Origin of the sequence: Burkholderia sp. MSh2 (genome assembly GCF_000731655.1) — a bacterium.
Lineage (GTDB): Bacteria > Pseudomonadota > Gammaproteobacteria > Burkholderiales > Burkholderiaceae > Burkholderia > Burkholderia paludis.
Genome location: NZ_JPGM01000021.1, coordinates 44,435 through 63,388 on the forward strand (window position 1 = coordinate 44,435; position 18,954 = coordinate 63,388).

Annotated in this window: 21 protein-coding genes; 11 read left to right on the forward strand and 10 right to left on the reverse strand. The window is 67.3% G+C overall.

Features of this window, described 5'->3' with window-relative positions:
* Positions 1 to 23 precede the first annotated feature (23 nt).
* The 8 genes from GQ57_RS41630 to GQ57_RS14255 form a co-directional block, all read right to left on the reverse strand.
* Positions 24 to 299 (reverse strand): hypothetical protein, encoded by a 276-nt coding sequence (locus GQ57_RS41630; RefSeq protein WP_152603251.1) that lies wholly within the window; start codon positions 297 to 299, stop codon positions 24 to 26.
* A 73-nt stretch (positions 300 to 372) separates the two neighbouring features.
* Positions 373 to 1,464, reverse strand: coding sequence for a hypothetical protein (locus tag GQ57_RS14225; protein ID WP_034198183.1), 1,092 nt, complete (start codon positions 1,462 to 1,464; stop codon positions 373 to 375).
* Between the two features lie 233 nt (positions 1,465 to 1,697).
* The gene (locus tag GQ57_RS43055; protein WP_031399900.1) at positions 1,698 to 2,201 is read right to left on the reverse strand and encodes a hypothetical protein; all 504 of its coding nucleotides are present in this window, start codon (positions 2,199 to 2,201) and stop codon (positions 1,698 to 1,700) included.
* A gap of 181 nt (positions 2,202 to 2,382) precedes the next feature.
* Entirely contained in the window at positions 2,383 to 2,886 is a 504-nt protein-coding gene (locus GQ57_RS14235; protein WP_031399901.1) for a hypothetical protein, read from the reverse strand.
* A 121-nt stretch (positions 2,887 to 3,007) separates the two neighbouring features.
* Positions 3,008 to 3,832 carry an OmpW/AlkL family protein gene (locus GQ57_RS14240; RefSeq protein ID WP_031399902.1) on the reverse strand — a complete coding sequence of 275 codons (825 nt, stop codon included), beginning with the start codon at positions 3,830 to 3,832 and terminating at the stop codon, positions 3,008 to 3,010.
* Positions 3,833 to 3,906: 74 nt separating this feature from the next.
* Positions 3,907 to 5,160 carry a DUF2957 domain-containing protein gene (locus GQ57_RS14245; protein ID WP_031399903.1) on the reverse strand — a complete coding sequence of 418 codons (1,254 nt, stop codon included), beginning with the start codon at positions 5,158 to 5,160 and terminating at the stop codon, positions 3,907 to 3,909.
* 71 nt (positions 5,161 to 5,231) lie between these two features.
* Positions 5,232 to 6,845 (reverse strand): DUF2957 domain-containing protein, encoded by a 1,614-nt coding sequence (locus tag GQ57_RS14250; RefSeq protein WP_034198184.1) that lies wholly within the window; start codon positions 6,843 to 6,845, stop codon positions 5,232 to 5,234.
* A gap of 617 nt (positions 6,846 to 7,462) precedes the next feature.
* Positions 7,463 to 7,759, reverse strand: coding sequence for a cupin domain-containing protein (locus tag GQ57_RS14255; RefSeq protein ID WP_031399905.1), 297 nt, complete (start codon positions 7,757 to 7,759; stop codon positions 7,463 to 7,465).
* A 434-nt stretch (positions 7,760 to 8,193) separates the two neighbouring features.
* Between GQ57_RS14255 and GQ57_RS14260 the strand changes: the two genes are divergently transcribed.
* The 4 genes from GQ57_RS14260 to GQ57_RS14275 all read left to right on the forward strand — a co-directional run bounded on the left by GQ57_RS14260 (position 8,194) and on the right by GQ57_RS14275 (position 12,366).
* Positions 8,194 to 9,141, forward strand: a complete 948-nt coding sequence (locus tag GQ57_RS14260) for an ABC transporter ATP-binding protein (RefSeq protein ID WP_034198185.1) — start codon at positions 8,194 to 8,196, stop codon at positions 9,139 to 9,141.
* Positions 9,142 to 9,144: 3 nt separating this feature from the next.
* The gene (locus GQ57_RS14265) at positions 9,145 to 9,906 is read left to right on the forward strand and encodes an ABC transporter permease (RefSeq protein WP_021160316.1); all 762 of its coding nucleotides are present in this window, start codon (positions 9,145 to 9,147) and stop codon (positions 9,904 to 9,906) included.
* A 150-nt stretch (positions 9,907 to 10,056) separates the two neighbouring features.
* A complete protein-coding gene (locus GQ57_RS14270; protein WP_031399907.1) occupies positions 10,057 to 11,475 on the forward strand; it encodes an MFS transporter in 1,419 nt (472 codons plus the stop codon).
* A gap of 192 nt (positions 11,476 to 11,667) precedes the next feature.
* Positions 11,668 to 12,366, forward strand: a complete 699-nt coding sequence (locus GQ57_RS14275; protein WP_031399908.1) for an MBL fold metallo-hydrolase — start codon at positions 11,668 to 11,670, stop codon at positions 12,364 to 12,366.
* 41 nt (positions 12,367 to 12,407) lie between these two features.
* Here the strand turns inward: GQ57_RS14275 and GQ57_RS14280 are convergent, their stop codons facing one another.
* The gene (locus tag GQ57_RS14280) at positions 12,408 to 12,638 is read right to left on the reverse strand and encodes a hypothetical protein (protein ID WP_031399909.1); all 231 of its coding nucleotides are present in this window, start codon (positions 12,636 to 12,638) and stop codon (positions 12,408 to 12,410) included.
* 205 nt (positions 12,639 to 12,843) lie between these two features.
* Here GQ57_RS14280 and GQ57_RS14285 point away from each other — a divergent pair, with 205 nt between their 5' ends.
* On the forward strand, positions 12,844 to 13,275 hold the full coding sequence (locus tag GQ57_RS14285) for a YciI family protein (protein WP_031399910.1): 432 nt from the start codon (positions 12,844 to 12,846) through the stop codon (positions 13,273 to 13,275).
* Positions 13,276 to 13,346: 71 nt separating this feature from the next.
* On the opposite strand, the gene GQ57_RS14290 is transcribed toward GQ57_RS14285, so the two are convergent.
* On the reverse strand, positions 13,347 to 13,934 hold the full coding sequence (locus GQ57_RS14290; RefSeq protein ID WP_031399911.1) for a TetR/AcrR family transcriptional regulator: 588 nt from the start codon (positions 13,932 to 13,934) through the stop codon (positions 13,347 to 13,349).
* Positions 13,935 to 14,124: 190 nt separating this feature from the next.
* On the opposite strand from GQ57_RS14290, the gene GQ57_RS14295 reads away from it, so the two are divergent.
* The 6 genes from GQ57_RS14295 (at position 14,125) to GQ57_RS14320 (ending at position 18,943) form a co-directional block, all read left to right on the forward strand.
* Positions 14,125 to 14,895, forward strand: a complete 771-nt coding sequence (locus GQ57_RS14295; protein ID WP_031399912.1) for an alpha/beta hydrolase — start codon at positions 14,125 to 14,127, stop codon at positions 14,893 to 14,895.
* An 88-nt stretch (positions 14,896 to 14,983) separates the two neighbouring features.
* Positions 14,984 to 15,790 (forward strand): DinB family protein, encoded by an 807-nt coding sequence (locus GQ57_RS14300; protein ID WP_031399913.1) that lies wholly within the window; start codon positions 14,984 to 14,986, stop codon positions 15,788 to 15,790.
* On the forward strand, positions 15,787 to 16,530 hold the full coding sequence (locus tag GQ57_RS14305) for an alpha/beta fold hydrolase (protein ID WP_034198186.1): 744 nt from the start codon (positions 15,787 to 15,789) through the stop codon (positions 16,528 to 16,530). Before GQ57_RS14300 ends, GQ57_RS14305 begins: the two co-directional genes overlap by 4 nt.
* Before the next feature lie 87 nt (positions 16,531 to 16,617).
* A complete protein-coding gene (locus GQ57_RS14310) occupies positions 16,618 to 17,508 on the forward strand; it encodes an alpha/beta hydrolase (RefSeq protein ID WP_034198187.1) in 891 nt (296 codons plus the stop codon).
* An 82-nt stretch (positions 17,509 to 17,590) separates the two neighbouring features.
* Entirely contained in the window at positions 17,591 to 18,484 is an 894-nt protein-coding gene (locus tag GQ57_RS14315) for a LysR family transcriptional regulator (RefSeq protein WP_034198188.1), read from the forward strand.
* Positions 18,485 to 18,616: 132 nt separating this feature from the next.
* Positions 18,617 to 18,943 carry a carboxymuconolactone decarboxylase family protein gene (locus tag GQ57_RS14320; protein WP_031399917.1) on the forward strand — a complete coding sequence of 109 codons (327 nt, stop codon included), beginning with the start codon at positions 18,617 to 18,619 and terminating at the stop codon, positions 18,941 to 18,943.
* Positions 18,944 to 18,954: the final 11 nt, after the last annotated feature.

The window sequence follows — 18,954 nt, forward strand, 5'->3', positions numbered from 1 at the left end:
CGCGGCGGCTGTTTGCGTCCGGCTTACAACAAGCTTGGCAGATCTTCGGCGGTGCGGGCGGGCAGTGACATCGAAGCAATCGCCGGCATCGTCTGCGGCATCATACTGCGTTCGGTCGATGGCGATCGAATCGGGCGGCGCGTAGACAGGATGGATGGGGTGGCGTGTGGCGTGTGGCCAGTGTGGACGGTGACGTCATGACGGCTCGGCCCGCTTTCGCCCGATGCCAGTTTGCGTGAGCGACCGGGACCCGGCATGGCGGCGCGAATCAGGATGCGCGTGAGCGAATCGTTCGGCATCCTTTCTGATTACTTCGGAAGAGGCTTCCGCAAAGCCGGCTCGTCTGCCGGCCTTGTCCCCTTGCTCGCCGAATCAGGGCGCTACGACGCCCCGCTTCCGCATCCGCTTCCCGCGCACGATCGGATTCCATCGCGACGTCAGGCTCATTGCGCCTCGCAGGTGATCGAATGCGACGTCCTCTGTCGGCCCGAAGCGGCTGACCGCCGGCCACGCGAGCACGTGGTCGAGCCACGCCTGCCACTCGTCGCCGTGAAAGCGGCGACCGATTTCGCGCACGACGTCCGGTGCTTCGATCACGATGCCCGCCAGCACGTAGTAAGCCCAGAAGCTGCCCGCACCGACGAGTCGATCGAGCCTGCACACGGATAGCGCCGCGAGCAGCCCGTCCACCGACGCGAGATCGGCGCGACGCGTGCGGATCGCCCGCGCGACGAGGTTGTGCTGACCGCCATACGCGGCCATGGAGGTCCCGTTGCCGGCAGCGAGCACGGCCGAGAACGTCACGAGCGCAGTCATCTCGTCGATGCGCGATGCATCGTCGCGCGGCCCGCACACGCGCAGCACGATCGCATCGATGACGGCGCCAGGCATGGCCGACGTTGCTCCACTCGCCGCCGCGGCGACGGCAAGCCTGTCTTCCGGGTTCTTCGCAGGCGCCGTGTCGCCCTGCGCGCCCGTCTCATCTGCGAGGCTTCCGCCGGCATCGCTCCGGCTGTATTCGGCACCGCCGGCAATCCGCTCGAGTGCGGCCCAGCCGACATCGGGGTCGTCGAACGCGCATGCCTCGATCACGCCGTGCGCGGTGTCGAACGCGGCACGCGAACCGGGGCAGCGGCGTTCGGCTTCGGCGAGTTGCTGCATCGAAGGCACATGCGAGCACGCGCCGCGCGGATCGGTCAGGTCGCATGCGCAGGCGCCGCCGTCCGATTCAATCCACGGCGCGAGTCCTTGAAGATCGGCCGCTGCGTCACGAGACAGGTTCGCGCCTGTCCGCATACGTATCGCCTGCGACGCGGCGACGGTCGTGTCGCCCGTGTCGGCCGCCATCGCTACGCAAGCGGCGGCGTCGAGATGTTCGATCAGGTACTGCAGCCACGCGGCGGTGCGCAGCCGGTCAGGCGTCGCGCCGCGGGCATCTCCATACTTTGCTGGATCGGTAAGCATGGGTCTTCCGGGATAGTTCTGGCCAATTGGAATGGTGTTGTTTCAACCAAATCGGACAGCGCGGCACGCCGCGCCAGTCCTGCCTGTCCGCCCGGATCGGATCGCGACACGGGCGGTCAGCCGGCCGTCGCGCCGATACGCGCGACGACACGAGTGCAACGAGAAAGCGGAAATACCCGCGCGTGCCGCACGGCCCTCGCACGCGGCAGGCACCCGGCGTTGTTCTGCGACACTTATTGCACGTGAAGCTTCGGCGACGCCATGAACGTGCCGAACAACCTGCAATCCGGCGCCCAGTCGGTATCGTTGAACGTCAATGACGAATTCGAATCATTCCACGTCGCCACGAGCTTGCTCGGCCCGCAAGGGCCAAGCACCATGAAGGTCGCCTGCGCATTGTTGATCGAAAGCTGGGTCGCGCTATCCAACTGTCCTGTCCACGGCGAAACACCGCTCGCTGAAGCGCTGATCAGTGGGCACCAGCCGCCCCCGTTGAGCTGGGCCGACGTGATATTGACGATGCCCGTCGGGGTAATCGTCCCGTTGAACGTGACGGTGCAATTGGCGTTGATCGACTTTTTGCCGAGCGCCGTGACCCCCGTTGCAGAAAACGGCTCGCCATTCGGATTCATCGGCTGGCCGTCCACGCGTGACACGGTCACCGCCAATGCGGGTGCGGCCGAAACCGCAGTCAATATCACTGCAGCAACAAGCGATGCAATTTGACGAATTTTCATCTGTCCGGCCCTCTCTCTTGATTTATGGCGGCCTTCCACGAGAAACACGACCGCTCTGCCGAATGAATCCGGCCGTCGCGCCCATACACGCGACGGCACGAACCCATCGAAACCGCAAATACCCGCCGCACCTACCGCACGGCCCTCGTGCACGGCGGGTACCCGCTTCGATCCGCGGCGCTTACTGCACGTGGAACTTCGGCGACGTCGCGACCGTGCCGCCCACCGTGCAGTCCGGCGTCAGCGTGGAGTTGTTGAACGTCAGCGACGAGTTCGGATCGCTCCACGTCGTGACGACCTTGCTCGGCCCGCAGGTGCCGAGCAGCGTGACGTTCACCTTCACGTTGTTGATCGACAGTTGCGTCGTGCTATCGGCCTGCCCCGTCCACGGCGATGCGCTGCTCGCGCTACCGTTGATCAGGCCGCACGTCGCGCCGCCCGAGAACGTGGTCGACGTGATGTTGACGATGCCGGTCGACGTGATCGTGCCGTTGAACGTCGCGTTGCAGTTCGCGCTGATCGCCCCCTTGGAAAGGGCTGTCAGCCCGGTCGCCGAGAACGGTTCGCCATTCGGGTTCATCGGCTGGCCGTCGGCCCGCGAAACGGTCACTGCGAAAGCAGGCGCGGCCGAAACCGCGGTGAAAGCCACTGCAGCAACAAGCGATACGATTTTGCGAATGCTCATTTGAACTGCCCCCTCTCTTCACAAATGGCGGCATGCCGCCAGGAACGCGACCTCCCGGCCGGAATATTCCGGCCCGACGGTCGCAGGAAGCCGCCGGTGCGCATCATGCGAACCGGACGGCTCAGAACTTGTAGGAAATCCCGACGAACGTGATCAGCGGATCGGCCTTCAGCTTTGTGCGCGTGGTGGCGAGCGTCGAGCCGTCGGCCGCCTTGATCACGAGCGACGAATAGGTTTTCAGCGGCATGTAGGTCAGCGTCGCCGTCAGCCCCCAGTGCTTGTCGATCGCGTAGCTCGCGCCGACGTTGTAGACCGGCGTGAACGACGACGACGCCTTGCCCTCGACCGAAGTCGGCCCCGGCTTGCCGGCGCCGGCCGCAAGCACGCTGCCGAGGTTCTGGTTGATGTCTCTCGCGAAGTTGCCGTTCAGTTCGATGTTGCTGAACCAGCTGTAGGCCACGCCGATCCCGACGAACGGCCGGAACCGCGCCGTCGACGAATTGAAGTAGTACTGCAGAATGATCGTGGGGCTCCACTGCCGTGCGTTCTTCACGGCCGGCTGGTTCGCCGGATCGTCCATGTTGACGCTGCCGAGCGCGCCGGCCGGGCCGGGCGGCTTGATCGTGCCGTGCCCGGTCAGCGTGAACTCGGGCGGCACGCCGAGCACCGACGTCACCGCGATGTGGTCGGTAAAGAAGTGCGTGAGCGTCAGGCCAACCGTATCGGCGTTGTTGACGGTCAGGCTCGTGCCCGGCGACGTGAACGACCCGGGCAGGCGCAGCGGCCCGTTGATCGGCATGCTGGCGAGATTCGTCGTGAGCCCGTTGGTCGAATCCTGCGGCATGATGTGCAACCAGCCCAGCGTCGCGACGTTGTCGCCCGCCTGCTGGGCCGATGCGAGCGTCGATACGCCTGCGACGACACCCGCGACAATCAGCTTCTTCATGAAGTCTCCTTCTCATTCTGTCCGGGCGCCGCGCGCTTTCGCGCGGCGCCGCCGTGTCTCCATCCAGGCTTGCGTTACTGCACGAATGCGCCGACCGTGAAGTACGGATTGCTCGTATCGTTCATGTCGAGGAACCCGAACACGCCGCCGGTGAACACGAACTTGCCGGTCGCGGGCCCCGACGCCGCATCCGCATGCACGGTCGTGACGACACCCGGCACCTTCTGCGTGAAATCGAGGTTCAGCGCGCGGGCGAGCGCGGCCTGCGACGCGTTGAACGGATCGAGCAGCGTGGCCTGCGCGCCGATAAGTGCGGTGGCCCGGTAGTTGAACGCGCTGTCGACACCCGTGTACTCGCCGTTCTGCGAACCCTGCGCGATTGCCGTCTGCGGGCTCAGGATCGAGATGCCCGATTCGTCGTCCGCGCTCGGCGAACCCTGCGTCAGGTCTGCATTCGCCGCGCCGGTGCGAATGAAGATCGGCACGAGCTGGTTGCGCAGCTTGCCGACGATCAGGATCCCCTTGCCGGCCTTCGCCGGATCGACCGCCGCGAGCGTCGGCGGAATCTGCGGCAGGTAGTTGAGCGACTGGAATGCCGGCGCATCGGACCGCAGCGTGAACGGCTGGTTCACGGTCGCGCTCGACGCGAGCGGCTGCCCGCCGTTCTTCTTGCCGAAGTTGTCGGTCTCGACGTAGCTGCCATCCGCGTTGATCGTCACCTGCTGGTCGAGTGCGACCGGCTGGAAGCTTTGCGACGGCACCTGGTGATAACCGAGCTGGTTGTACTTGCCGGCGATCTTCGTCAGGTCGGTTTCCACCGACGAGAAGCTGATGAACGGGTAGTACGGGAACGTCGTCTGCGGAATCTTGCCCACGCCGATCACGCCGTTGAACTGGATCGTCGCGCCGGGAATCGCGCCGCCGAGCACGCCTTCGCCGAGGAACAGCCGCGCGGGCCGGCTCGGGTCGAGGCTCGCGTTCTGCATCCGGAACGTGCACTGGTTCAGCTTGACCGTCGGCAGCCCCGTTTCGTCGGCCAGCGTGCCGTCGACCACGTTCGCGGGCGCCGTGTCGCGGGTCGGTTGAACGGTGCCGGTGGTGGTCGGCACCGGCGACGCGAGATAGGTCATCCGGTACGTCATCTTCGTCGTGTCGAGCTGCACCTTCACCAGTTCGCCCGAGCCCGACCCGCCGATGAACACCGTGTTGTAGTCGATCGTCTGCGGGCACAGCCGGACCACCGGCGCGGGCGGCGGGTCGCCGTCTCCGCCGCACGCAGCCAGCACGGGCGCGAGCGACGCCGCGGCCATCCATTTCTTCAAATTCATAGGAATCCTCTTGAAATTCGATTCGCCGGCGGCGACGCATGCGCCGCCGGTGTTACGTGTTCAATGCAGGGTTACTGGACGAACGCGCCGACGGTGAAGAACGGGTTGACCTGGCTGTTGTTGACGACCATCGCGTAGACGTTGCCGGCCGTCACGAGCCAGCCCGTATCGCCCTTCTTGAAGATCGCCACGTTGCCGCTCGCGCCCTTCGCGTTGAAGTCCTGCGTGGCCGTGACCTTGATCTTGCCGGGCGTCGCCTGTGTATAGTCGAGCCCGAACTGCGAGGTCACCCCCGAGGTCTGCGGATCGATGAACGCCGCGGTACTGCCCTGGAACAGCGTCGACGTGTAGTTCGCGGCCATCGTCGAGACAGCAGTACCGTCGTTGCAACTGCCCGCTATCGAATTGAAGGTGTTATTGATGAACTCACCAGGCAGTTCCGGGTGCGGTACGTTTGGATTGAAGCTCGGGCCCGCCGGCGTCTGGTTGAAGGGCGTCACGCCGGGAGACGTCACGATGCCGCACGCGGATGCGCTGGTCGCGCCGATGTAACCGCCCTTCAGGGAATTCGCGCCAATCGCGGTGGCCGACGACAGCATCGAGATCCCGACTTCAGCGTCGGCGACCGACATGAGCGGATTGGCCGCATCGACATTCGTATAGCCGACACGAATCACGACCGGTATCCGTACGCCGTTCAGCTTGCCAACGATCATGATGCCTTTGGCCTGACTCGACGCGAGGAGGATGAGCGACGTCGCCTGCCCCGCCATCGGATACGAGAGCACGCCAAACGCGTTCGGCAACCCGTTGCTCACGAACACGTTGTCGGCCGACCCGTCCGCATTCTTGCGCAGCGTCCAGGGGGCTCCAGTCGTCTGGCACGAGTAGTCGCTGCCTTGCGTGATCGTACACGTACCGTCCGCGTTGAACGTCTGGTTCCAGTTGACGACATCCGGCTCCCAACCGACCGGTCCGGCCGGGCTCTGCCCCGCTCCGCCAAGCGGTGACAGATGGATGCCGACCTCGTTGTAATTGCCCGCCACCTTCGAAAAGTCGGTTTCCGTGGCGATGAAGCCGATGAACGGATAGAAATCAAACGTGCGCGACGGCACATAGCCGATCGCCATGCCCCCGAGGTTGAGGCCCGCGAACCCGATCGTCGCCCCCGGAATCCCGCCCCCCACCACGCCATTGCCGATGAACAGCATCGGCGGATCCGCGCGGTTGATCGTCACCGCATACGTACCGTCGCTCGTCGCGCCGCTGTCGAGCACGGCCGCGCAGCGGTTCTGCTCGGCGGTCGGGAGATTGGTCGGATGATGGAACGCGCCGCTGATCGTCAGGCCTGCGCGCGTGTTGTTGACCTGCCCTGCCGATGTCGGCACCGACGATTCGATGAACTGCATCTGGTAGGTCATCTTCGTCGAGTCGAACTTCACCTTGATGTACTCACCGCTGCCGGCGCCGCCCGTATACGTCGTCGTGTAGTCGAGCGCATCGGGACACAGCTTCGTCACGACCGGCTGCGTCGTTTCCGAACCGCTCGGCCCGCATGCGCTCCCCGAGCACTGCGGCACGTTGATCGGCCCCGGATCGTCGCCGCCGCCGCAACCGGCGACGAACGGCAAAGCGATTACCGCGCACGACAGGATCGCTTTCCGCCATTCAGGAATGCAAATCATCAACCCCTCCTTTTGAGGTACGACAAGTCTCGTCCGGACAGGCTGCATGGCCCGCCGGTTGGTATCGCGCCGCCGCATGGACGCGTGGCGCATGACAGTACGCGCAAGGCCGCCGCGATGCCGGTCAGGCAAATGCGGCACGCGCCGCGGCGGCAGACGAGCGCTCTCCCGCGGCGCCGTCATGCGGCACGGCGCCGTGAGAACGATCGAAACGGGAAGTGGTTCGCCGCTACACGGCGATATGACGACGCAGGTACGCGATCTGCATCGCGCCTGCGTTCAGCGAAAAAACGGGAAACGGCAGTCCGGCTGGCCCCGCGGATAGGCGTCTCATGAATTGGTCTCCATCCGTACGCTTGATTCGTTATCGTGATGCGTCGTTTGTCGAGACTATGATCGGACGATACCTACAAGTAAATGGATGCAGAGTTCCAAACGGCCGAAACCGCGCAATCCTAGCGGGTGCAGGGGATTTGACAGATTTTCAAACAGCCTTCAATTTATTTGCTCAGACAAATACCCGGGCGGTGCAACACGCGTTTGAACGATGGCACCCGACCCGCGCCGAGCCAAGCCAGGCGGGCCTGCGCCGGTCGCGCGCATGCTGCGGCGCAACCTTACACGTCGACGATCGCGAGCGTGCCGTGGCTGCCCGGCAGCACCGCGTGAGGCGTGCCGGCAAGCGCCAAATACATCTGCCCGGCCTCGACGACGATCGTCTCGCCCCCGACCTCGAGCAGCATCCGGCCGTCGAGCACCAGCAGCCCCTCGTTGTAGTCGTGCACTTCCGCTTCGTAAGCCTGCGCATCCATGCGCAGCACCTTGATCCTGGCCGGCCCGACCTCGCCGACGATCGTGGATTTCCATGCGACGGCCTGTGCCGCCGCCACGGATTTGAAATCGATCAAAGACATGCACTCCGCTCCGTGAACGATGAAAGGAACGCATTATCGCGAGCGCGGCACACGCCGTCCCGGTACGGCGCGACGGCCTTCGGGCGGCACAGTGGGCCGGCCGGCCACGCCGCCGCCGAGCGAAAACGCGCTCGTGGCCCGGTTCGCCGAAAACGGCGCCAATTGTTCGTTCTCGACAAATAAAGCGCCGCGTTATTGCACGATGCCCCGTCAATTCGCGCCAATCCGGCACCGGCAACGCGCGCCCTATCCACAACAATGCATTTCCATCTACCGATTGCTAATATGGCGATCCCGCGATCCCGCACCACAACGCCGTTCGACATGACGCCCGTTCGCCATGCCGTCCCCGGTCCCGGCCGCTTCGCAGCGGCGGCGACGCCGGGCACGCGCGGCACACGCCGTCGCGCCGGCCGGCCATGCCATCCGTGAGCATGCAACCGATCCTGTCCGTCTCCGACCTCTCCAAGACTTACGCGTCCGGCTTCCAGGCGCTGAAGCACGTCACCCTCGACATCCGCCCCGGCGAGATCTTCGCGTTGCTCGGGCCGAACGGCGCCGGCAAGACGACGCTGATCGGCTCGATCTGCGGCATCGTCACGCCGACCGGCGGCCGCGTGACGGTCGGCGGCCACGACATCCGCGACCAATACCGCGCAGCCCGCGAAATGATCGGCCTCGTGCCGCAGGAACTGACGACCGACGCGTTCGAGACCGTCTGGGCGACCGTGTCGTTCAGCCGCGGCCTGTTCGGCAAGGCGCCCGATCCCGCGTACATCGAGAAGACGCTGAAGGCGCTGTCGCTGTGGGACAAACGCGACAACAAGCTGATGACGCTGTCGGGCGGCATGAAGCGCCGCGTGATGATCGCGAAGGCGCTGTCGCACGAGCCGCGCATCCTGTTCCTCGACGAACCGACGGCCGGCGTCGACGTCGAGCTGCGCCGCGACATGTGGAAGCTCGTCGATTCGCTGCGCGAAAGCGGCGTGACGATCCTGCTGACCACGCACTACATCGAGGAAGCCGAGGAAATGGCCGACCGGATCGGCATCATCCTCGGCGGCGAACTCGTGCTGGTCGAGGAGAAGCACGAGCTGATGCGCAAGCTCGGCAAGAAGCAGCTCACCGTGCAGCTCGAGCACCCGCTCGCGGACATGCCGCCCGCGCTCGCGCCGTTCGGCCTCGAACGCGCGGACGACGGCGCCGCGCTCGTCTACACCTACGACTCGCAGCGCGACGACGCGAGCATCGCGAAGCTGATCAACGCGCTCGGCTCGGCCGGCATCGGCTTCCGCGACCTGCATACGACGCAAAGCTCGCTCGAGGACATCTTCGTCAGCCTGATCGACAACCGCCGCAACGGCGTGCAGCAAGGAGCCTGACGCATGAACCTGCATGGAATCCGCGCGATCTACCGCGCAGAAATGGCCCGCACGCGCCGCACGCTGATGCAGAGCATCATCGCGCCGGTGATCTCGACGTCGCTGTACTTCGTCGTCTTCGGCTCCGCGATCGGCTCGCGCATCAGCGACGTGAACGGCATCGGCTACGGCTCGTTCATCGTGCCGGGGCTCGTGATGCTGTCGCTGCTGTCGCAGAGCATCTCGAACGCGTCGTTCGGCATCTACTTCCCGCGCTTCACGGGCACGATCTACGAGATCCTGTCCGCGCCGGTGTCGTACTGGGAGATCGTGATCGCGTATGTGGGCGCGGCCGCGTCGAAGTCGATCCTGCTCGGCGTGATCATCCTCGCCACGGCCGGCCTGTTCGTGCCGCTGCACATCCTGCATCCGTTCTGGATGGTGCTGTTCCTCGTGCTGACGGCGGTCACGTTCAGCCTGTTCGGCTTCGTGATCGGCATCTGGGCCGACAGCTTCGAGAAGCTGCAGCTCGTGCCGCTGCTGATCATCACGCCGCTCACGTTCCTCGGCGGCAGCTTCTACTCGGTCGACATGCTGCCGCCCGCATGGCGCGTCATCACGCTGTTCAACCCGATCGTGTACCTGGTCAGCGGCTTCCGCTGGTCGTTCTACGGGCTCGCCGACGTGCACGTGTGGATCAGCCTCGCCGCGACCGGGTTGTTCCTCGTGATCCTGCTGGCGATCGTCGCGTGGATGTTCCGCACCGGCTACAAGCTGAAGAATTGAGGCGGCGCGCGCCGCCGCCCATGGCGCATTTGCGCAAGCAGGCGGCGCTTTTCCTCTGATGCGGCAGTTTGTGGTCGCGTCTACTGAATACCGAAGCATCGGGGCCTTGGAGCATGCGCTGCGAGGCCCCTTTTCATTTCAGAGGACGCCATGCCCGCCGCCACCGCTCCCGCCTCCGCCGCCGCCCGGCTCGAACGCCTGCCGTTCTCCGGCTATCACAAGCGGATCTTCTTCATCATCGCGATCGCGTTCTTCTTCGATTCGGTCGACCTCGGCACGATGACCTTCGTGCTCGGCTCGATCCGCAAGGAGTTCGGGCTGTCGACCGCGGCCGCCGGCCTCGTCGCGAGCGCGAGCTTCTTCGGGATGGTGCTCGGCGCGGCCGTGGCCGGCCTGCTCGCCGACCGCTTCGGCCGCCGGCCGGTGTTCCAGTGGAGCATGGTGCTGTGGGGCGCGGCCTCCTACCTGTGCTCGACCGCGCAGAGCGTCGACGCGCTGATCGTCTACCGCGTGCTGCTCGGCATCGGGATGGGGATGGAATTCCCCGTCGCGCAGACGTTGCTGTCCGAATTCGTGCCGACCGAGAAGCGCGGCCGCCTGATCGCGCTGATGGACGGCTTCTGGCCGCTCGGCTTCATCACCGCCGGCATCGTCGCGTATTTCGTGCTGCCGCAGTTCGGCTGGCGCACGGTGTTCGCGCTGCTCGCGATTCCCGCCGTGTTCGTCCTGGTCGTGCGCCGCATCGTGCCGGAATCGCCGCGCTGGCTCGAGCATGCGGGCCGGCACGCGGAAGCCGACACCGTCATGCACGTGATCGAGGCGAAGGTGATGCGCTCGGCCGGCGTCACGACGCTGCCGCCGCCGTCGCGGCTCGCCGAGCCGGCCGCCGCGCGCGGCCGCGGCGCGCTGCGTGAAATCTGGAGCGGCGCGTACCGCCGCCGCACGGTGATGGTCTGGCTGCTGTGGTTCTTCGCGCTGCTCGGCTTCTACGGCCTCACGTCGTGGCTCGGCGCGCTGCTGCAGCAGGCCGGCTTCGAAGTGACGAAGTCGGTGTTCTACACGGTGCTGATCTCGCTCGGCGGCGTGCCGGGCTTCCTGTGCGCGGCATGGCTCGTCGAACGCTGGGGCCGCAAGCCGACCTGCATCGCGTCGCTGATCGGCGGCGGCGCGATGGCGTACGCGTACGGCCAGAGCGCGCTGTACGGCGGCAGCATGGCGCTGCTGATCGGCACCGGCCTCGCGATGCAGTTCTTCCTGTTCGGGATGTGGGCCGCGCTGTACACGTACACGCCCGAGCTGTACGGCACCGGCGCGCGCGCGACGGGCTCGGGCTTCGCGTCGGCGATCGGGCGGGTCGGCTCGCTGATCGGGCCTTACGCGGTCGGCGTCGTGCTGCCCGTGTTCGGCCAGGGCGGCGTGTTCACGCTCGGCGCGCTGTCGTTCGTCGCGGCCGCGCTCGCCGTGTGGACGCTCGGGATCGAGACCAAGGGCCTCGCACTGGAACAGCTCGCGGCGGGTGACGAGACGGGCGGCGGCGGCCGGTACGCGGCCGCGGACAAAATGTCCTGAGCGCCGCGCCGGGCGCGGGGCAGTGCGGCCGGGACGGCGTGCGCTGCCCGGCTGCTGCGGGAACTGACAGGATTCGCGCCCGGACCGGCGCTGCTAGACTGCGCGGAGGCACCGCGACGCGCACCCCCGGTGCGCCGCGGCGATCGCGCGACGTCGGTGCCTTTCCCCACTGCCCGCGCAAGGACCGCATCGATGGACCACGCCCGTATCGAAGAAATCCGCAGCGGCCTGTTTCGCGCCACGACCTACATCGACAAGCTGAAGCTCGGCTTCAGCCAGTTCTTCGTCCGCTCGCCGAACGGCGACGTCGTCTGCATCGAAACCGGCACGCGTTCCAATTTTCCGCAACTGAGCGCGAGCCTCGCGACCGTCGGCCTCTCGCCGTCGATGGTGAGCAGCGTGATCGTGCCGCATTTCGAGGTCGACGAAATGGGCGCGCTGCCCGATTTCCTCGCGGCCAATCCGGCGCTCGTCGCGTATGCGCATCCGATCTGCACGCACGGGCTGGCCGACATCTTCGGCGTGCGCGCGAAGCCGCTGAAGGACGGCGAGCCGACGACGATCGGCGGCGTCGACATCGTGCCGATCTTCACCAAGCACGTGCATCAGTGGGACGCGCTGGTCGTGTACCTGCCGGCGTACCGGACGCTGCTGTCGTCGGACATCCTGATGCGCTTCGGCGACGACCCGGCGGACGACCCGCTGCCGGCCATCCTCGATTCGATCCGGCGCTCGGACTACCTGCCGTCGCTCGCCCATATGGCGAGCGCGCTGCGCCGGATCCAGGCGCTCGATCTCGACCTGATCCTGCCGATGCACGGCCCGGCCATCACGCACGACATCCCGCGCGTGCTGGCCGGCGCGATCGCGCATTGCGAGGCCGCCGCCTGAGCCGCGCGGGCGGCCCTCGACGGCGGTGCAGCCGGGCCCGGTCAGGCGCCGGCGACGACGAACTCTTCGGCGGCCTTGCGCTGAACGGCGGCCATCACCGCCAGTTCGCGCTTGCTGAGCGTGTCGCCGGACACGACACCCGTCGCGTGCTTGGCCTTCGCACCCAGCGGGAAAAACACGAACGACGCGCCGGCCGGCGCCGTCGGCTCGGCACGCAAGCGCTTGTTCAGGATTTTCAGGTATTTCTTCTTCGAGACTTCCTTGGCAGCCATGGCACCCTCCGCGTGAACGTGGTGAGGACCAGCATACCAGTTTTGACCGCCCGTTCCGCAGCGAGGCCGGCCGCCGCGCCCGCCGTCGAACGTCATTCGCCGGCCGATGTCGATTCGCGCCACCCTCGACCGTCGTGTCGTCGTAGCCGTACGCTTCGCCGCGGCGCGGCCCGCGGCGCCCCCTTCCGTTCAAGGAGATACGACCATGCGCGTCCTGGTAATCGTCAAGGCCACCGCCGATTCCGAGTCCGGCCGGATGCCCGACCCCGACAAGATCGCCGCGATGAGCCGGTTCAACGAGGAACTGGCGCACGCCGGCATCCTGCTCGCCGCCGACGGGTTGCACCCGAGCCGGCTCGGCAAGCGCGTGCACTTCGCCGGCAACGGCCGCACCGTCGTCGACGGCCCGTTCGCCGAGACGAAGGAACTCGTCGCCGGCTTCTGGCTATGGCAGGTGAAATCGATGGAAGAGGCCGTGGAATGGGTCAGGCGCTGCCCGAACCCGATGCCCGGCGACTCCGACATCGAGATCCGCCCGCTGTTGGAAGCCGAGGACTTCAGCCCGGCATTCACGGACGAACTGCAGGCGCTGAAAGCGCGGCTGGGCGCGCAAGCCGAGGCCGGGAAGCGCACGTAAGCCGTGCGGCGTCAGGCCGGCGGGCGGGCGGACGCTTGCGCCGCACGCCCGGGTTGCCGCGCCCCCGCGGCTCACGCGCCGCCGCGCGGCGCCGCGATCCGCTCGACCGCGCCGCCGGTCACGTCCCTGAACAGCGCGGCATTGCCGTAAGCCCGCGCGGCAAGCATCGCGCCGTACACCAGCGACACGAACGTCGCGGCCTCGGTCTGCACCGACACGCCCGGCCGCACGATGCCGTCCTTGATCCCCGCGTCGAGCACGCGCACCAGCCATGCGGCGAGCGCGTCGAAATGCGCCCTCACCGCCCGCGCGACCTCGTCGGGCAGCGCCGGCAACTCCGCGCCGAGCATGCCGGCAACGCAAAACGGCGCGCTGTCGTCCGCGATGCAGCGCTCCCAGTAGCCGATGTATGCGCGCATCTGCACCAGCGCGTCGGCGCCGCTCGCGTCGAGCAGCGCCATGTCGGCGTCGAATCCCGCCTGCGACTGTTGCAGCACCGCGACCGCCAGGTCCGCCTTCGTCGGGAAGTGGTGATGAATGCTCGCCTTCCGGATGTCGATCGCGTCGGCGATGTCGGCATAGCTGAAGCCGCTGTAGCCGCGCCGCATGATCAGTTGCCGTCCCGCCTCGAGAATGCGGCCGGCGGTACTGTCGCCCATTGTCGTCACGTTTGTCTACCATCTAGTCGGATGAAAAACAGCGATAGTTTACCGGCCCGAGAAACTCTTTTCCAGCCGCGATTTCTCCTTGAACACCACCCTACCTACTAGTAGGATGACTACATCGACGAAACAAGATGCCTGTCGATATCCGACGGTCCCTACCCTGTTTTTCTTCTGGAGAATGAAAATGAAGCGCCTGTCCCACATCCGCACGATCGCCGCGGCACTCGCCGTTTCCGCCGCCGCCTTCGGCTCGCATGCGGCCGTCGCCGCCCCCGTCAAGAACGTCGTGCTGGTTCACGGCTACTTCGCCGACGGCTCGGGCTGGCAAGCCGTCTCGAACATCCTGACGCGCGACGGCTACAAGGTCGCCGTCGTGCAGCAGCCGGAAACGTCGTTCGACGACGACGTGAAGGCCACCCGGCGCGTCGTCGACGCGCAGGACGGCCCGAGCATCCTCGTCGGCCACAGCTACGGCGGCGCGGTGATCACCGAAGCCGGCAACGACGACAAGGTCGCGGGCCTCGTCTACGTGGCCGCGTTCCAGCCCGACACCGGCGAAAGCCCGCTCGACCTGACGAAGAAGACCCCGCCCGCGACGAAGGCGATCAAGGCCACCGAGGACGGCCACCTGTATTTCGACGAAGCGTCGTTCCACGCCGACTTCGCGGCCGACGTGCCGGCCGCCGAAGCGAAATTCATGGCGATCTCGCAAGTGACGCCGGCGGCGCAGTCGTTCGGCGTGCCGATCTCGCACGCCGCATGGCGGACGAAACCGAGCTGGGCGGTGGTCGCCACCGCGGATCGCGCGATCAACCCCGAGCTCGAACGCTTCATGACCCAACGCGCCGGCAGCAAGACGATCGAGCTGAAATCGAGCCACGTGGCCTACATCTCGCATCCGGCCGAAGTCGCGAAGCTGATCGAACAGGCTGCCAGGAACGCCGGCAACGAGTAATGCCGCGCATTGCCCGACTCCCCCGCGTTGACGCCAATCGTACAGTAACGTATCGTTTTGAAACGTTACTGTACGAGACCTTTCCGCCATGCACTCCCGCTTCGACCGCTTTCGCAGCACCCCGCTCGGCGCCCAGCTCGAGGCCCTGATCGCGCAATCCGCGCGCTACGCCGAATTCGCGGCGCTGTCGCGCGTGGGCGTCGCCGCGATCGGCGCGATCCAGCACGAGATTGCCGTCAAATTCCCCGAAATCGACACCGACACGACCGCCCGCCAGTTCTGCGGCGCGATGGTCGCGGAAGTCATGCGCCGCCACGGCCACGACGTCGTGCAGGCGCGCGGGCGGCTCGACGGCACGCTGTTCAGCTATGGCGCGGTATTCAGCGCGTATCCGCAACGGCTGCCGTTCGCCGGGGTCGTCGCCGCGCTGGCCCACCTGCCCGAACGGCTTGCCGCCTATGTCGCGCACGTGCCGGCCGCGCTGCGGACGCGCCGCCCGGCCGGCACGGGCTTCTCGCTCGTCGAGCATGCGTGCCACCTGCGCGATCTCGACGCGGTGTTCGCGGAACGCATTGACGCCGTGCGTACGCGCGACCTGCCGGCGATCGCGTCGGTCGACGGCACCGTGCTCGCCGCACAACGCGACTATGCCGCGCAGCCGCTCGCCCCCGCCGTCGCGGCGTTCCGCACGGGCCGCGCCGCGCTGTGCGCCACCGCGGCCGCGCTGACGCCCGCGCAACTCGCCCGCTGCGGGCTGCGCGACGGCCTGCGCCGCATGTCGCTCGACGAACTCGTGCGCGAACTGCTCGACCACGACCGCACGCACGTGCTCGAACTCGACGAACTGCTCGCCGAACTCGAGCTGCCGCCCCTTCCTTCCGCGCCCGCCCCATGATCGAGCCCACGCCCGTCGTCTTCATCCACGGTTTCATCGGCACGTTCGACGTGCACGGCTGGCACGGCCCGCATCTCGCCCCCGACCTGCTCGGCTACGGCGCGCATCGTGCGGCGCCAAGCGACGCGATCACGCTCGCCGCGCAGGTCGAGCAGGTCCGCCGCGCGGTCGACACGCACTTCGGCGCCAGGCCCGTCAATGTCGTCGGCCACTCGGTCGGCGGCGCCATCGCGATGCTGTTCGCGCATGCGCATCCCGATCGTGTGCGGCGGATCGTCAACGTCGAAGGCAACTTCACGCTCGACGACGCGTTCTGGTCGGCGTCGGTCGGCCGCATGACGCCCGGCGAGGCCGACGCGATGCTCCACGGCCTGCGCGCCGATCCGCTCGGCTGGCTGCGCGGCGCGATCGACGCGCCGTCGCCCGGCCTGCTCGACGACGCCCGCCGCTGGCTCGCGCATCAGCCCGCATCGACGCTGCGCGCGATGGGCCGCTCGGTCGTCGCGACGACCGGCGAACCCGGCTACCTGCAGGCGCTTGCACGGGTGTTCGAGCGCCACCCGGTCTGGCTGATCGCCGGCGAACGCTCGCGTGCGGGCTGGCACGTGCCCGACTGGGCGCTCGCGCGCTGCGCCGGCTTCGACACGATCGAGCGCTGCGGGCACCTGATCCCGGCCGAGCGGCCCGCTGCGTTTCGCGACGCGCTCAGGCGCATCGTCCGCGCGCCTGACAACCCGTAGGATTCGCCGAAATATGGTTGAAAGGCCCGATTGCTAGAGTCGTCCGAACGAGGTTTCCCGGCGCACGGCGCCCGACAAGGTCGACACATGCGAGGATCGAAGAACCTGGCGCGCGCCATCTGGCTGCTTCTGCTGCTCGCCGTTTCCGGCCCGGCTCTCGCGTTTCATGCACGCGTCGTCGCGATTCCCAGTGCCGCGATGAGCGAGACGCTGAAGGCGACCGTCGTGCTGCCCGACGATTACTCGCGCGGCAACCGTGCCGACGAACGCTATCCCGTCGTCTATCTGCTGCACGGCTCGGGCGGCGACCACACCGACTGGACGTCGAACACGCACATCGCCGCGCTGGCCGACCGCTACCACGTGATCCTCGTGATGCCCGACGGCGGGCACGAAAGCTGGTACATCGACAGCCCGTTCGACTCGGGCAGCCGCTACGAAACCTTCATCGGCAATGAAGTCGTGTCCTATGTCGACGCGCATTTCCGCACGATCGCGACGCGCCACGCGCGCGCGATCACCGGGCTCAGCATGGGCGGCTTCGGCGCGCTGCGCATCGCGCTCGACCGGCCCGACACGTTCGGCGCGGTCGGCAGCATCAGCGGCGCGGTCGATCCGCGCTGCTGCGAGGACGAGCCGGGCATCGACCACGTATTCGGCGATCCGGGCCGCCATCCGTCGTTCTGGAACCGCAACGTGATCGTCGCCAGCGCCGACGCGTTCCTCCATACGCATCTCGACCTGACGATCGATTGCGGCCGCGACGACGCGTTCGTCGGCTCGAACCGCACGCTGCACGAACGGCTCGTCGCGCTCGGCGTGCCGCACGACTACGCGGAGCGGCCCGGCGGCCATACGTGGGATTACTGGGCGAATGCGATCCGCTACCAGATGCGGTTCTTCGCGACGTCGTTCCAGCACAGCGGCTACGCATACCGCCCCGCGCCTGCCGCGCCGGGCGTCACGCGCGCGGGCTGACACCCGCGCCACGCCGCCGCCGCCGCGCGGCCCGGCAAGCGCGGTGGTACGATGCGCGGGCATCGACCCTCCGACTCCCGCCATGCCGCGCGACAACTTTGCGGACCTGATCGCCTTCATCGCCGTCGCGCGCGAGCGCAACTTCACGCGCGCCGCCGCCCGGCTCGGCGTATCGCAATCGGCGCTCAGCCACACGATCCGCGCGCTCGAGACGCGCCTCGGCGTGAGGCTGCTCACGCGCACGACGCGCAGCGTCGCGCCGACCGAGGCCGGCGAGCGCCTGCTGCACAACCTCGCGCCGCGCTTCGACGAGATCGAGGCCGAGCTGGCCGCGCTCGCGGAACTGCGCGACCAGCCGGCCGGCACCGTGCGCATCAACGCGACCGACTTCGTGATCCGCACGCTGCTGTGGCCGAAGCTCGCGCCCGTCCTGCGCGACTACCGCGACCTGAAGGTCGAGTTCGTGACCGACTACGGACTGTCCGACATCGTCGCGGAGCGCTTCGACATCGGCGTGAGGCTCGGCGACCAGGTCGCGAAGGACATGATCGCCGTGCGCATCTCGCCCGACCTGAAGATGGCGATCGTCGGCGCGCCCGCGTATTTCGCCGGGCGCGCCCGCCCCGAATCGCCGCAGGATCTCGTCGCGCACGACTGCATCAACCTGCGCCTGCCCACGCACGGCGCGCTGTATGCATGGGAACTCGCACGCGGCGACGCGTCGCTGCAGGTGCGCGTCGAAGGGCAGCTCACGTTCAGCGGCACGTACGAAATGCTCGACGCGGCGCTCGCCGGCTACGGGCTCGCATACGTGCCGGCCGAACTCGCGGCGCCGCACGTCGCCGCCGGCCGGCTCGACAGCGTGCTCGACGACTGGTGCCCGACGTTTCCCGGCCATCACCTGTACTACGCGAGCCGGCGGCAATCGTCGCGCGCGCTCGCGGTGATCGTCGACGCGCTGCGCCATCGCGCATGAGCGGCCCGCGGGCCGGGCGTGCGCGCGATTCATGAATCCGGTCGATAAGTGCATGCGCATTGCCGGGGATTATCGTCAGGCACACCGGCGGCTACCATCGTCGGCGTTCCCCAACGTCTTCCGGAGCCCTCGATGTCCGAACCGACCACCCCCGCGCGCCGGGCATTCGGCGCCATCGCGCCCGCCCTCGCCGACTACACCGACAACGTGCTGTTCGGCGACGTATGGCAGCGCGCCGGCCTGTCGCCGCGCGACCGCAGCCTCGTCACGGTCGCGAGCCTCGTATCGCTGTATCGCGTGAACGAACTGCCGTTCCACCTGAAGAAAGCGCTCGACAACGGCCTCACGCGCGACGAGCTGATCGAGGCGATCACGCACCTCGCGTTCTACTCGGGCTGGCCGACCGCCAGCTCCGCGCTGCCGATCGCGCAGCGCGCGTTCGACGAAGCCGGCGTATAAGCGCGGCTGCC